At 55.0% G+C, this 13,843-nt stretch carries 11 protein-coding genes and 1 pseudogene; 6 read left to right on the top strand and 6 right to left on the bottom strand.

Going from position 1 to position 13,843, the window contains the following annotated elements; translation table 11 throughout:
- Positions 1 to 7 precede the first annotated feature (7 nt).
- A complete protein-coding gene (locus AC07RN_RS17970) occupies positions 8 to 2,095 on the top strand; it encodes a YccS/YhfK family putative transporter (RefSeq protein WP_235135790.1) in 2,088 nt (695 codons plus the stop codon).
- On the opposite strand, the gene argD is transcribed toward AC07RN_RS17970, so the two are convergent.
- The 5 genes from argD to ppiA form a co-directional block, all read right to left on the bottom strand.
- Complete coding sequence (gene argD / locus AC07RN_RS17965) at positions 2,092 to 3,312, bottom strand: bifunctional acetylornithine/succinyldiaminopimelate transaminase (RefSeq protein ID WP_478336978.1); 1,221 nt, start codon at positions 3,310 to 3,312, stop codon at positions 2,092 to 2,094. The genes AC07RN_RS17970 and argD overlap by 4 nt on opposite strands.
- A gap of 86 nt (positions 3,313 to 3,398) precedes the next feature.
- Complete coding sequence (gene pabA, locus AC07RN_RS17960; protein ID WP_015960749.1) at positions 3,399 to 3,962, bottom strand: aminodeoxychorismate synthase component 2; 564 nt, start codon at positions 3,960 to 3,962, stop codon at positions 3,399 to 3,401.
- A gap of 28 nt (positions 3,963 to 3,990) precedes the next feature.
- Positions 3,991 to 4,593 carry a putative adenosine monophosphate-protein transferase Fic gene (locus tag AC07RN_RS17955; protein ID WP_478336977.1) on the bottom strand — a complete coding sequence of 201 codons (603 nt, stop codon included), beginning with the start codon at positions 4,591 to 4,593 and terminating at the stop codon, positions 3,991 to 3,993.
- Entirely contained in the window at positions 4,583 to 4,750 is a 168-nt protein-coding gene (locus AC07RN_RS17950; RefSeq protein ID WP_407438627.1) for a YhfG family protein, read from the bottom strand. Before AC07RN_RS17950 ends, AC07RN_RS17955 begins: the two co-directional genes overlap by 11 nt.
- 107 nt (positions 4,751 to 4,857) lie before the next feature.
- Positions 4,858 to 5,430: a peptidylprolyl isomerase A gene (gene ppiA, locus AC07RN_RS17945; RefSeq protein WP_015960751.1), complete on the bottom strand. Its 573-nt coding sequence runs from the start codon at positions 5,428 to 5,430 to the stop codon at positions 4,858 to 4,860.
- Positions 5,431 to 5,775: 345 nt separating this feature from the next.
- Between ppiA and tsgA the strand changes: the two genes are divergently transcribed.
- Positions 5,776 to 6,960, top strand: coding sequence for an MFS transporter TsgA (gene tsgA, locus AC07RN_RS17940; protein WP_478336976.1), 1,185 nt, complete (start codon positions 5,776 to 5,778; stop codon positions 6,958 to 6,960).
- Positions 6,961 to 6,963: 3 nt separating this feature from the next.
- Here the strand turns inward: tsgA and AC07RN_RS17935 are convergent.
- Positions 6,964 to 8,281 (bottom strand): annotated as a pseudogene (locus AC07RN_RS17935) (cytosine deaminase).
- 240 nt (positions 8,282 to 8,521) lie between these two features.
- Here AC07RN_RS17935 and nirB point away from each other — a divergent pair.
- From nirB to cysG, 4 genes are all read left to right on the top strand, one after another.
- The gene (gene nirB, locus AC07RN_RS17930) at positions 8,522 to 11,065 is read left to right on the top strand and encodes a nitrite reductase large subunit NirB (protein ID WP_015960754.1); all 2,544 of its coding nucleotides are present in this window, start codon (positions 8,522 to 8,524) and stop codon (positions 11,063 to 11,065) included.
- Positions 11,062 to 11,388: a nitrite reductase small subunit NirD gene (gene nirD, locus AC07RN_RS17925; protein WP_015960755.1), complete on the top strand. Its 327-nt coding sequence runs from the start codon at positions 11,062 to 11,064 to the stop codon at positions 11,386 to 11,388. The genes nirB and nirD overlap by 4 nt, the downstream gene beginning before the upstream one ends.
- 132 nt (positions 11,389 to 11,520) lie before the next feature.
- Positions 11,521 to 12,330, top strand: coding sequence for a nitrite transporter NirC (gene nirC / locus AC07RN_RS17920; protein ID WP_015960756.1), 810 nt, complete (start codon positions 11,521 to 11,523; stop codon positions 12,328 to 12,330).
- Between the two features lie 11 nt (positions 12,331 to 12,341).
- Positions 12,342 to 13,715: a siroheme synthase CysG gene (gene cysG, locus AC07RN_RS17915; protein WP_015960757.1), complete on the top strand. Its 1,374-nt coding sequence runs from the start codon at positions 12,342 to 12,344 to the stop codon at positions 13,713 to 13,715.
- The last annotated feature ends 128 nt before the right edge of the window (positions 13,716 to 13,843 follow it).

Below are 13,843 nucleotides of genomic sequence, written 5' to 3'. Positions count from 1 at the left end.
GGCATCTATGTGGCGCAGGCTGATCTATCACCCGGAAGTTAACTACGCACTTCGGCAAACGCTGGTGTTATGTCTCCCCGTGGCCGTCGGTTTGATTCTGGGTCACCTGCAACACGGTCTGCTTTTTTCCCTCGTCCCTGCCTGCTGTAACATTGCCGGTCTCGATACGCCGCATAAACGCTTTTTCAAACGCCTGATTATTGGCGGATCGCTGTTTGCCGGATGTAGCCTGGCAGTACAGCTTTTGCTGGCGCGCGATATCCCCTTGCCGCTGATTTTAACCGTGCTGGCACTCACGCTCGGCGTGACGGCGGAAATCAGTTCTCTGCATGCCCGATTGCTCCCCGCTTCGCTAATTGCCTCGATTTTCACCCTCAGCCTCGCCGGGAATATGCCCGTCTGGGAACCGCTGCTGATCTACGCGTTTGGCACGCTATGGTACGGATTATTCAACTGGTTCTGGTTTTGGATGTGGCGCGAGCAGCCTTTGCGCGAATCCTTAAGCCTGCTCTACGTTCAGCTCGCTGATTACTGCGAAGCAAAATACACCCTGCTGACGCAGCATACCGACCCGGAAAAGGCGCTGCCGCCGCTGCTGACGCGTCAGCAAAAAGTGGTCGATTTAATCAGCCAGTGTTATCAACAGTTGCACATGCTGGCGGCCAATAAAAATCATGAATACAAACGGCTGCTGCGCACGTTTCAGGTAGGGCTGGATCTCCAGGAACATATCTCCGTCAGCCTGCATCATCCGCAGGAAGTGCAAAAACTGGTGGAGCGTAGCCATGCCGAAGCGGTGATCCGCTGGAATGCCCAGACGGTCGCGGCGCGTCTGCGCGTGCTGGCTGACGATATTCTTTATCACCGCTATCCCACGCGCTTTACCATGGATAAGCCATTAGGCGCGCTGGAGAAAATCGCCCGTCAGCATCCGGATAACCCGGTCGGGCAGTTCTGCGCATGGCATTTCAGCCGCATCGCACGCGTGCTGCGCACCCAACGTCCGCTCTATTCCCGTGACCTGATGGCGGATAAGCAGAAACGGCTGCCGCTACTGCCAGCGCTGAAAAGCTATCTGTCTTTTAAATCCTCTGCCCTGAGAAATGCGGCGCGCATTAGCGTGATGCTGAGTATCGCCAGCCTGATGGGCGTGGCGCTGCATTTACCCAAGCCCTACTGGATTTTAATGACTGTGCTGTTCGTGACGCAGAACGGCTATGGCGCGACGCGCGTGCGGATCCTGCACCGGGCGGGCGGGACTATTGCCGGCCTGGTGATTGCGGGCGTCACGCTGCACTTCCACGTTCCGGACGGTTATACCCTGGCGGGCATGCTGCTTATCACGCTGGTCAGCTATCTGTTTATCCGTAAAAACTATGGCTGGGCAATGGTCGGCTTTACGGTCACCGCGGTGTATACCCTGCAACTGCTTACCCTGAATGGCGAACAGTTTATTGTCGCCCGACTGGTGGATACGCTGATTGGCTGTCTGATTGCGTTTGGCGGCATGGTCTGGCTGTGGCCGCAGTGGCAAAGCGGGCTGTTGCGCCAGAATGCTCACGATGCGCTCGAGGCCGACCAGCAGGCTATTCGCCTGATCCTCAGCGCCGATCCGCAGCCGTCGCCGCTGGCGTACCAGCGCATGAAGGTCAATCAGGCTCATAACGCGCTGTTTAACTCGCTGAACCAAGCCATGCAAGAGCCGGGCTTTAATTCGCACTATCTGGCCGATATGAAACTCTGGGTCACCCACAGCCAGTTCATCGTTGAACATATCAACGCGATGACCACGCTGGCGCGCGAGCATACGATGCTGACGCCGGATCTGGCGCAGCGCTATTTGCAGTCGTGTGAAATTGCGTTGCAGCGGTGTCAGCAGCGCCTGGAATATGACGCGCCGGGGGAATCGGGGGATATTAATATTCTTGAAGGGCCCGAAACGCTCACCTACGGTCCGATGAGCACGCTGGAACAGCACTTACAGCGTATACTCGGGCATCTGAGCACCATGCACACCATTTCGTCGGTGGCATGGCGACAACGCCCACATCACGGTATTTGGTTAACGCGCCTGTTGCGGCGTGAATCCAATTAACCCTTAACGATTTTCCCAACGGCTGCGGCAAAGCGCGCCATACCGTCGTCAATATCCTGTGCTTCAATCACCAGCGACGGCGCAAAGCGCATGACGTCCGGTCCGGCATTCAGCACCATCACCCCTTCGTGCGCAGCGGCATGGAGGAAATCACGCGCGCGGCCTTGATATTGTGGCTTCAGTTCCGCGCCAACCAGCAGCCCCATTCCACGAATATCACTGAACACATCGTACTGCGCATCGATCTGCTGAAGATGTTTCACAAACTGTTCGCGTTTCGCGCTCACGCCGTTCAGCACGTCTGGCGTGTTGATAATATCAAACGCCGCGCCAGCGATAGCGCAGGCCAGCGGATTCCCGCCGTAGGTCGAACCGTGAGATCCTACATGGAATGCCGACGCGATCTCCTGCGTCGTCAGCACGGCGCTGACCGGGAAGCCGCCGCCGAGCGCTTTGGCGCTGGTCAGAATGTCCGGCGTCACGCCGTAATGCATGTAAGCAAACAGATCGCCGGTACGCCCCATTCCGCTCTGCACTTCATCAAACACCAGCAGCGCCTGATGTTCGTCGCACAGTTCACGCAGGCCTTTCAGGAACTCTGGCGTCGCCGCCATTACACCGCCTTCGCCCTGAATCGGCTCAACCACAATCGCGCAGGTGTGGTCGTCCATTACCGCTTTTACGGCGTGGAGATCGTTAAACGGCACATGGATGATGTCGGCAGGTTTTGGGCCAAATCCATCGGAATACTTCGGCTGTCCGCCGACGGAAACCGTAAACAGCGAGCGGCCGTGGAAGGCGTTATGGAAAGCAATAATTTTGGTTTTGTACGGGCTATGACGCGTAGACGCGTAGTAACGCGCCAGCTTGAACGCAGTTTCGTTAGCTTCGGTACCTGAGTTCATGAAAAGAACGCGCTCGGCAAACGTGGCGTCGATAATTTTGCGCCCCAGACGCAGCGCGGGTTCATTAGTGAACACGTTGCTGGTGTGCCACAGGGTTTCGCCCTGCGTTTTTAACGCCTCGACCAGAGCAGGATGGCAATGCCCCAGCGCCGTCACCGCAATACCACCCGCAAAATCAACGTACTCTTTGCCCTGCTGATCCCACACGCGGCTGCCTTTCCCTTTTACCGGGATAAACTCAGCCGGTGCATAAATCGGCAGGATAACTTCATCGAAAGTTGCGCGTGTAATTGCAGATTGTTCAGTTGCCATGTCATGCCCATCCATTTTATGTCACATTAACAGTGAAAATATAATCACAAAATATGCATAAAAAATCACAACAAAGCAATAACCAATCAACGATGGAGGAAATTAGCCAGCAGTTGATGGCCCTGTTCGCTCAGGATGCTTTCCGGATGGAACTGCACGCCTTCGAGATCCCATTCGCGGTGACGAATGCCCATGATCTCCTGGGTGTCGCTCCAGGCGGTCACGTCAAAGCAATCGGGTAGCGTGGGCGGGTCAATTATCAGCGAATGATAGCGCGTCACCGTGAGGGGATTGTTCAGACCGCGAAATACGCCGGTTCCGGTATGCGTCACCGGAGAGGTTTTGCCGTGCATCACTTTTGCGGCACGAACGATTGTCGCGCCAAAGACCTGGCCGATCGCCTGATGCCCCAAGCAGACGCCCAGAATTGGCAGTTTGCCAGCAAAATCGCGGATAACATCGAGCGAAATACCCGATTCAGACGGGGTACAAGGCCCTGGCGAAATGACAATTTTCTGCGGTGCCAGCGCGTTGATATCTGCCAGCGTCACCTCATCATTACGTCGGACCACCACCTCAGCACCCAGTTCACAAAAGTACTGGTACAGGTTCCAGGTAAATGAATCGTAATTATCAATCAGCAGAATCATGGCGGCTCCAAAAATTAGCCGCCCTATTCTACTCAGTTTCCCGCGCTTCGCTCACTACTTTGGCAAAGATGGTCGTCAGGTCGGTTAAATCGCCCATGGCCCCGCTCTGATTAGCTGCAGACCAGAAATCGGGTTCGATGTCTTTCCAGCTCAGCTGATACCCCGCGTGGATGGCCAGTTGCTCGAAAAAGACACGTTGCGCGATCCCGTTACCAATCCGGAACGGATGCAGGACGTTGATCTCGCAATAGTAATGGCTGAGACGGGCGATAAACTCCCTTTTCTCAAGTCCGACAAGATAGCCCTCTTCCTCAAGATCTTGCATCAGACCATTGCCTTCTTTTTCGATATACGCGAAATGACAGAATCGCGTATCACCCTGATAAATATCGACTTCACGGATATCACCCGCCCAGTCGAAAATATCCTGATAAAGATGGCGATGAATGGCGCACAGGTGCGGCAAACCGGGTGCGGGCGGCCCAAGGGGTAGAGTTGCGGCGCGTAAGGCCGTGAGTTCATACGAGGCCTGCGCAAGGCGCTCCGCCTGACGGATATTGAGCTTATTGCGCATCACGTTCAGGCCGGGATAGAGGTACGGATCGCGATCGTCACCGATTTTATCGCTCATAGTGCCTCCTGAGTTCCTCAAGACGGCTTTGAGCGTCTGCTGCATTTAGCGTGACGAGCGGGCTATCGACACCTTCCAGACGCCGACTGGCCTGAAAGTTTACGTTGCGCTGCTGTTCCCAGAGACGGGATTTTTGCCTGTCGGTGAGTTTTTTCACTTAACGCCTCCCTGATATGTCCGTTTGCCACAAGTATAAGCAGCAAAACGCGCTTTCGCAGGGAGACGCAAAATGATGCGGGCGAGAACCGCCCGCAGAGAAAAGGGTTACGGCAGAACTTTTGCGGACAGAATAACGACCGGTTTTGTCGGTACATTCTGGTAAGGACCGACGTCGTGCGTCTGGACCTGAGAGATTTTATCGGCCACATCCATGCCTTTTACCACTTTACCGAATACCGCATAACCGAAGTCGCGCTGGCCGTGATCGAGGAAAGCGTTGTCCGCAACGTTCAGGAAGAACTGGCTGGTGGCGCTGTCTTTGTCCGCAGTACGGGCCATCGAAATGGTGCCACGCGTGTTACGCAGACCATTGTCGGCTTCGTTTTTGATTGGCGCATTCGGCTGCTTTTGCTGCATCTGCTCGTTAAATCCGCCACCCTGGAGCATGAACCCCGGGATCACACGGTGAAACGTGGTGTTGTTATAGAAACCATTGTTCACGTAATCGAGGAAGTTTTTCACCGATACAGGAGCTTTCTGGCTATTCAGTTCCAGCTCAATATTCCCGGCAGACGTTGTCAGCAAAACATGGGGGTCGCCTTTCGCTGCCAGAACAGCAGGAGAAACAGCAGAGAGGGCAAACACAGCCGCGACAGCCGCCAGAGTTGATTTGAGCATGAGAATTCCTTAACAAAGCGCAGTAAAAAAGGCAAGTGGCTTGATTCTAAAGAGCAGTATGGATGGAGGCCAGCCTTTTACCTAATTTTACGAATTTGAAACAGTTGTAACCGTAAAAAGAGTGGAAACCGGCTTACATCAAAGTGACTCAGATCACATTGACAGTTGCAATGCAGATCTTAATTTTCATAAAACATTTGTATGGATCACTTTAATGATTAAAATCCCTGCGCACACGGCGCGGTCAACGCGTTTTACTTTTCATTACCTGCATTAATTCGTGTCGCAGGCAGGCGGAAAACGCCTCTGCAGCGTGAAGTACCCGGGTAAATTCACAGGCCAGACATGACTAACAGCAATCGCATTAAGCTCACATGGATTAGCTTCTTCTCGTACGCCCTGACCGGCGCACTGGTGATCGTCACCGGAATGGTGATGGGTGATATCGCCAACTATTTCCAGCTCCCTGTTTCCAGCATGAGTAACACCTTTACCTTCCTCAATGCCGGTATCCTGATCTCCATTTTCCTGAATGCCTGGCTGATGGAAATCGTGCCGCTGAAAACCCAGCTGCGTTTCGGCTTTGTCCTGATGGTCGCTGCCGTGGCGGGACTGATGGTCAGCCACAGTATCGCGCTGTTCTCCGCCTCAATGTTTGTGTTGGGCCTGGTCAGCGGGATCACTATGTCCATCGGTACGTTCCTGATTACCCACATGTATGAAGGCCGTCAGCGCGGCGCACGCCTGCTATTCACCGACTCCTTCTTCAGTATGGCGGGGATGATTTTCCCCATGGTGGCCGCCGTTCTGCTGGCGCGCAGCATCGAGTGGTACTGGGTTTACGCCTGTATCGGGCTGGTCTACGTGGCTATTTTTGTGCTGACCTTCGGCTGTGAATTCCCGGTCCTGGGTAAAAAGGCGGAGCAGAGCACGCAGCCTGTCGCAAAAGAGAAATGGGGGATCGGCGTTCTGTTCCTGTCCGTTACGGCGCTGTGCTATATCCTCGGCCAGCTGGGCTTTATCTCCTGGGTTCCGGAATACGCAAAAGGCCTGGGCATGAGCCTGAACGACGCGGGCAAACTGGTGAGCGATTTCTGGATGTCATACATGTTCGGCATGTGGGCGTTTAGCTTCATCCTGCGCTTCTTCGATTTGCAGCGCATTTTGACCGTGCTGGCGGGTCTGGCAACCGTGCTGATGTATCTGTTTATCAACGGTGCGCCTGAGCATATGGCGTGGTTTATTCTGACGCTCGGTTTCTTCTCCAGCGCGATTTATACCTCAATCATCACCCTCGGCTCTCTGCAAACCAAAGTGGCCTCACCTAAACTTGTGAACTTTGTGCTGACCTGCGGGACCATCGGCACCATGCTGACCTTCGTGGTGACTGGCCCGATTGTGGCGCACAGCGGCCCGCTGGCGGCGCTGCAAACCTCTAATGGTCTGTATGCCGTGGTGTTTGTCATGTGTCTGATTCTGGGCTTTGTGACCCGCCACCGCCAGCACAACACGGTAGCGGCTTCGCACTAACCCTTACGCCCCTTTGCGCTCAGCGAAGGGGCTGTTTTTGACTAAAACTCACCTCTTCTCCCCCGCTATCCGTCTGAATCCAGGTTTGCGCCAGCTGCGTCGTCGCAATCACTCTCCCCTGACGAATCGACCAGCGCACCGGCACCTGGCAGCGCACCGCGTCAAAACCACTTTCCGCAGGTAATATGATCAGATTCGCCGGGTTGCCGGTTTTGATACCGTAATCCGTCAGCCCAAACGTGCGCGCGCTGTTGTGGGTAATTAAATTCAGTCCGCTGTCGATCTGCTGATAACCCATCATCTGACAGACGTGTAGCCCCATGTGCAGCACTTGCAGCATGTTACCCGTCCCCAGCGGATACCACGGGTCGAAAACATCGTCATGACCGAAGCAGACGTTGATACCCGCTTCCTGTAACTCTTTCACGCGCGTAATCCCACGGCGTTTCGGGTAATCGTCAAAACGCCCCTGCAAATGAATGTTCACCAGTGGGTTAGCGACAAAGTTGATGCCGGACATTTTCAGCAAGCGGAACAGCCGCGAGGTGTATGCCCCATTGTAGGAGTGCATCGCGGTGGTGTGGCTGGCGGTGACGCGCGATCCAATCCCTGCCTCGTAGGCCAGCGTGGCAACTGTTTCGACAAATCGTGACTGCTCATCGTCAATTTCGTCGCAGTGAATATCCAGCGGGCGATCATATTTTTTCGCCAGTTCAAACGCGATGTGCAGCGACTGCACGCCGTATTCGCGGGTGAATTCAAAATGCGGGATGGCGCCGACCACGTCTGCGCCGAGCTGTAACGCTTCTTCAAGCAGCGCCGCACCGTTGGGATAGGAAAGAATCCCCTCCTGCGGGAAAGCAACGATTTGCAGCGTTATCCACGGTGCCACCTCCTGCTTCACTTCCAGCATCGCTTTTAGCGCCGTCAGCGTAGGGTCAGAAACGTCAACGTGAGTGCGAACAAACTGAATGCCGTTGGCCATTTGCCATTTCAACGTCTTCCACGCACGCGCTTTGACATCGTCATGGCTGAGCAACGCTTTACGTTCCGCCCAGCGTTCGATGCCCTCAAAAAGGGTTCCAGACTGGTTCCAGTTCGGCTCACCGGCCGTCTGAGTGGTATCGAGATGAATATGCGGTTCAATAAACGGTGGAATCGCCAGGCCGCCACGGGCGTTGAGGACTTCGTGGCTCTCATCGGGCGCATCACCCATCGGGGTTATTTCGCCAAAACGGCCATTCTCAATGGCGATTTGCCATAACCCATCTTGCTGCGGTAACCGAACGTTCTGAACCAGCCAAAGCGGTGATGTAGACATACCTTTCCCCTGAAAAACACTTCTGAAATTTGGGAGTACGAACTTTTGCAGATTAACCTCAAATTTTGTACACAAATTCAGCGCTTATTAAAAGCGAGTTATTTCCGCCACTTAGAAAAATCCTGACAAATCAGCGATCTACTCACTAAGGAGTAGTTGAAGGCGTATTTGATTTGCATCAATAAGCGCCTTTGCTGAATCGTTAAGGTAGGCAGTAATAGAAAAGAAATCGAGGCAAAAATGAGCAAAGTCAGACTCGCTATCATTGGTAACGGCATGGTCGGCCATCGCTTTATTGAGGATCTTCTCGATAAAGCGGACGCGACCCAGTTTGATATTACCGTCTTCTGTGAAGAACCCCGTAAGGCGTACGATCGTGTGCACCTGTCCTCCTACTTCTCCCACCACACTGCTGAAGAACTTTCTCTGGTCCGTGAAGGTTTCTACGAGAAGCATGGCGTTAACGTGTTGGTCGGCGAACGCGCCATCACCATTAACCGTCAGGAAAAAGTGATCCACTCCAGTGCCGGACGCACGGTTTTTTACGACAAGCTGATTATGGCGACTGGCTCATACCCATGGATCCCGCCGATCAAAGGCTCGGAAACACAGGATTGCTTCGTATATCGTACCATCGAAGACCTGAAAGCGATCGAATCCTGCGCGCGCCGCAGTAAACGTGGTGCGGTAGTCGGTGGCGGTCTGCTCGGCCTCGAAGCGGCAGGCGCACTGAAAAACTTAGGCGTCGAAACCCACGTCATCGAATTTGCCCCGATGCTGATGGCTGAACAACTCGACCACATGGGTGGCGACCAGCTCCGCCGTAAAATCGAAAGCATGGGTGTGAAAGTTCACACCAGCAAAAACACCAAAGAGATCGTTCAGGAAGGCACCGAAGCGCGCAAAACCATGCGCTTTGCCGATGGCAGCGAGCTGGAAGTGGACTTTATCGTCTTCTCTACCGGTATTCGCCCGCGCGATAAAATGGCGACCCAGTGCGGTCTGGCCGTGGCGCAGCGCGGCGGCATCATGATTAACGATGCGTGCCAGACGTCCGATCCGGATATCTACGCGATCGGCGAATGTGCAAGCTGGAACAACCGCGTGTACGGTCTGGTCGCCCCTGGCTACAAAATGGCGCAGGTCGCCGTTGACCATATCCTGGGTAACGAAAACGCCTTCGTCGGCGCAGACATGAGCGCCAAGCTGAAACTGCTCGGCGTGGACGTGGGCGGTATCGGCGACGCGCATGGCCGCACCCCGAACTCCCGCAGCTACGTTTATCTCGATGAAAGCAAAGAAGTCTACAAACGTCTGATCGTCAGCCCGGATAATAAAACCCTGCTGGGTGCGGTGCTGGTGGGCGACACCACCGATTTCGGCAATCTGCTGCAACTGGTTCTGAACGCCATCGAGCTGCCAGAAAACCCGGATGCGCTGATTCTGCCTGCGCATGCCTCCAACGGTAAGCCGTCAATCGGCGTGGATAAACTGCCGGACAGCGCGCAAATTTGTTCCTGCTTCGACGTCACCAAAGGCATGCTGATCTCCGCGATCAACAAAGGCTGCCACACCGTTGCGGCGCTGAAAGCCGAAACCAAAGCCGGTACCGGCTGCGGCGGTTGTATTCCGCTGGTCACTCAGGTGCTGAATGCCGAACTGGCGAAACAGGGCATCGAAGTGAACAACAACCTGTGTGAACACTTCTCGTATTCACGTCAGGAGATTTACCATCTCATCCGCGTTGAAGGCATTAAGACCTTTGACGAACTGCTGGAAAAACACGGTCAGGGTTATGGCTGTGAAGTATGTAAACCGACCGTCGGTTCGCTGCTGGCGTCTTGCTGGAACGAATATGTTCTGAAACCAGAACATACGCCGCTGCAGGATACCAACGACAACTTCCTGGCCAACATCCAGAAAGACGGCACCTACTCCGTGATCCCGCGTTCTGCCGGGGGGGAAATTACGCCGGAAGGACTGGTGGCTGTTGGCCGCGTGGCGCGTGAATTCAACCTGTACACCAAAATCACCGGTTCCCAGCGTATCGGCCTGTTTGGTGCGCAGAAAGATGACCTGCCGGAAATCTGGCGTCAACTTATCGAAGCGGGCTTCGAAACCGGTCACGCGTACGCCAAAGCGTTACGTATGGCGAAAACCTGCGTGGGCAGCACCTGGTGCCGCTACGGTGTTGGCGACAGCGTGGGCTTCGGCGTTGAGCTGGAAAACCGCTACAAAGGCATCCGTACGCCGCACAAAATGAAGTTTGGCGTCTCCGGCTGTACCCGTGAATGTGCGGAAGCCCAGGGCAAAGACGTCGGCATCATCGCGACCGAGAAAGGCTGGAACCTGTACGTTTGCGGTAACGGCGGGATGAAACCTCGTCACGCAGACCTGCTGGCAGCGGATCTGGATCGCGAAACCCTGCTGAACTACCTCGACCGCTTCATGATGTTCTACATCCGCACCGCCGATAAGCTGACGCGCACAGCGTCCTGGCTGGACAATCTGGAAGGCGGCATTGAGTACCTGAAATCGGTCATTATCGACGACAAACTGGGTCTGAACGATGCGCTGGAAGCCGAAATGGCCCGTCTGCGCGACGCCGTGATTTGCGAGTGGACTGAGACCGTGAATTCCCCGGCGGCGCAGGTGCGCTTCAAACACTTTATCAACAGCGCCCAGCGCGATCCGAACGTACAGATTGTTCCTGAGCGTGAGCAGCATCGTCCGGCGACACCATACGAGCGCATTCCGGTGACTCTGGTGGAGGAAAACGTATGAGCCAGTGGGTAAACATCTGCAAAGTTAACGACATCATCCCAGCGACCGGCGTTTGTGCCCTGCTGGGGACGGAACAGGTCGCCATTTTCCGCCCTCGTCATGACGAACAGGTCTTTGCGATCAGCAATATCGACCCGTTCTTTCAGGCAAGCGTACTGTCGCGCGGTTTGATCGCGGAGCATCAGGGCGAACTGTGGGTGGCGAGTCCACTGAAAAAACAGCGTTTCCGTTTAAGCGACGGACACTGCATGGAAGATGAAAGCCACTCTGTGAAGCACTATGACGTCCGCGTGAAAGACGGCAACGTACAGCTGAGGGGCTGATTGTTATCGGGGGCGCAATGCCCCCTTTTTTGTACTTTTCTCCCGTTCGGGAGCTTTTCAACTTTTTTGCACTAGCCCTTCGAGTTGCCTCTAGTTGGCAGCGCAGCGGGTGACGTGTACAAGGATAATCACATGTTTGCAGACACCATTAATAAGTGTGCGGCTAACGCTGCGCGCATTGCCCGCCTCAATCAAAATAACCCCATCGGCTTCTGGATCAGTTCCGCCATGGCAGGGGCCTATGTCGGCCTCGGTATTATTCTTATCTTCACGCTGGGGAATTTACTTGAGCCGTCTATTCGCCCATTAGTGATGGGCGCAACGTTTGGCATCGCGTTGACCCTGGTGATTATCGCCGGTTCAGAACTGTTCACCGGCCATACCATGTTCCTGGCGCTGGGCGTCAAAGCCGGCACCATCAGTCAGGGACAAATGTGGGCGATTCTGCCACAAACCTGGGTCGGCAACCTGCTGGGTTCCGTCTTCGTGGCGTTGCTGTACAGCTGGGGCGGCGGAAGCCTGCTGCCAGTAGATACCAGCATTGTGCATACCGTTGCACTCGCCAAAACCACACAGCCGGCCATGACGCTGTTCTTTAAGGGCGTGCTGTGTAACTGGTTGGTGTGCCTGGCAATCTGGATGGCAATCCGCACGGAAGGTGCCGCGAAATTCATCGCGATCTGGTGGTGTCTGCTGGCATTTATTGCCTCCGGCTACGAGCACTCCGTGGCAAACATGACGCTCTTCGCGCTCTCCTGGTTTGGCCATCACAGCGAGGCTTACACCCTTTCGGGCATCGGTCATAACCTGTTGTGGGTAACTCTGGGCAATACCCTTTCGGGTGCAGTGTTTATGGGCTTAGGATACTGGTATGCTACTCCTAAAGCGGAGCGTCCGACTCCCGTCACCATCGCAACTGCACAGGCGAAAGCCAATTCCTAAGAGGTAATGTCGTGGATCACCTGCCGATTTTCTGTCAATTACGTCATCGCGACTGCCTGTTAGTGGGCGGTGGCGATGTCGCTGAGCGTAAAGCGCGTTTGCTGTTAGAAGCAGGTGCACGACTTACCGTGAATGCTTTGGCCTTCGATCCGCAATTTAACGTATGGGCGCAGGAAGGCATGCTGACGCTGGTACAGGGCGAGTTTGACGAGTCCTTGCTCGATACGTGCTGGCTAACGATCGCCGCTACCGACGACGACGACGTGAACCAGCGCGTCAGCGATGCCTGCGAAATCCGTCGTATATTCTGCAACGTGGTCGATGCGCCAAAAGAAGCCAGCTTTATTATGCCGTCGATCATTGACCGTTCCCCGCTGATGGTCGCGGTCTCCTCGGGCGGCACGTCACCGGTGCTGGCGCGTTTATTGCGCGAAAAACTCGAAGCGATTTTACCCCAGCATTTGGGACAGGTAGCGCGCTATGCGGGCCAGCTTCGCGCCCGGGTGAAAACGACGTTTGCAACCATCGGCGAGCGCCGCCGTTTCTGGGAAAAATTCTTCGTCAATGACCGCCTGGCACAGTCGCTGGCGAATCAGGATCAACAGGCCGTAGAAGAGACGACCGAGCGCCTGCTGACTGAGCCGCTGAATCATCGCGGCGAAGTGGTGCTGGTGGGTGCAGGGCCAGGAGATGCCGGTCTTTTAACGCTGAAAGGATTACAGCAGATCCAGCAGGCGGATATCGTGGTGTATGACCGTCTGGTGTCTGATGACATCATGAATCTGGTCCGTCGTGACGCAGACCGCGTATTCGTGGGCAAACGCGCGGGTTATCACTGCGTTCCGCAGGAAGAAATTAACCAGATCCTGCTGCGTGAAGCGCTCAAAGGCAAACGCGTGGTGCGCCTGAAGGGCGGCGATCCGTTTATCTTTGGTCGCGGCGGTGAAGAGCTGGAAACGCTTTGCAACGCGGGTGTGCCGTTCTCAGTGGTGCCAGGAATCACTGCAGCTTCTGGCTGTTCTGCCTATTCCGGTATCCCCCTTACCCATCGTGATTATGCCCAAAGCGTGCGCCTGGTGACGGGTCATCTCAAAACGGGAAGTGAGCTGGACTGGCACAACCTGGCCGCTGAAAAGCAGACGCTGGTGTTCTACATGGGGCTGAATCAGGCGGCGACCATTCAGGAAAAACTGCTGGAACACGGTATGCAGCACGATATGCCGGTGGCGCTGGTCGAGAATGGCACGGCGATTACCCAGCGCGTCGTGAGCGGCGTGCTCACGCAGCTCGGCGAGCTGGCGAAGCAGGTTGAAAGCCCGGCGCTGATCGTCGTGGGTCGCGTGGTTGAGCTACGTGAAAAACTGAACTGGTTCTCAAATCACTAAACCCTGTCGCTACGATGACTAAGAGTCGCGGTGGTTATGATGCGGCAGCGGATCAGAAAGCGTTAATGCAGATATAAAAAAACCGGGAATTTCCCGGTTTTTTGTTTTTGGGTGAGTGCAGCTGGATG

The sequence above is a fragment of the Lelliottia sp. GFLA7 genome, from assembly GCF_056490165.1.
This window is presented reverse-complemented; position numbering and strand designations above follow the sequence as displayed.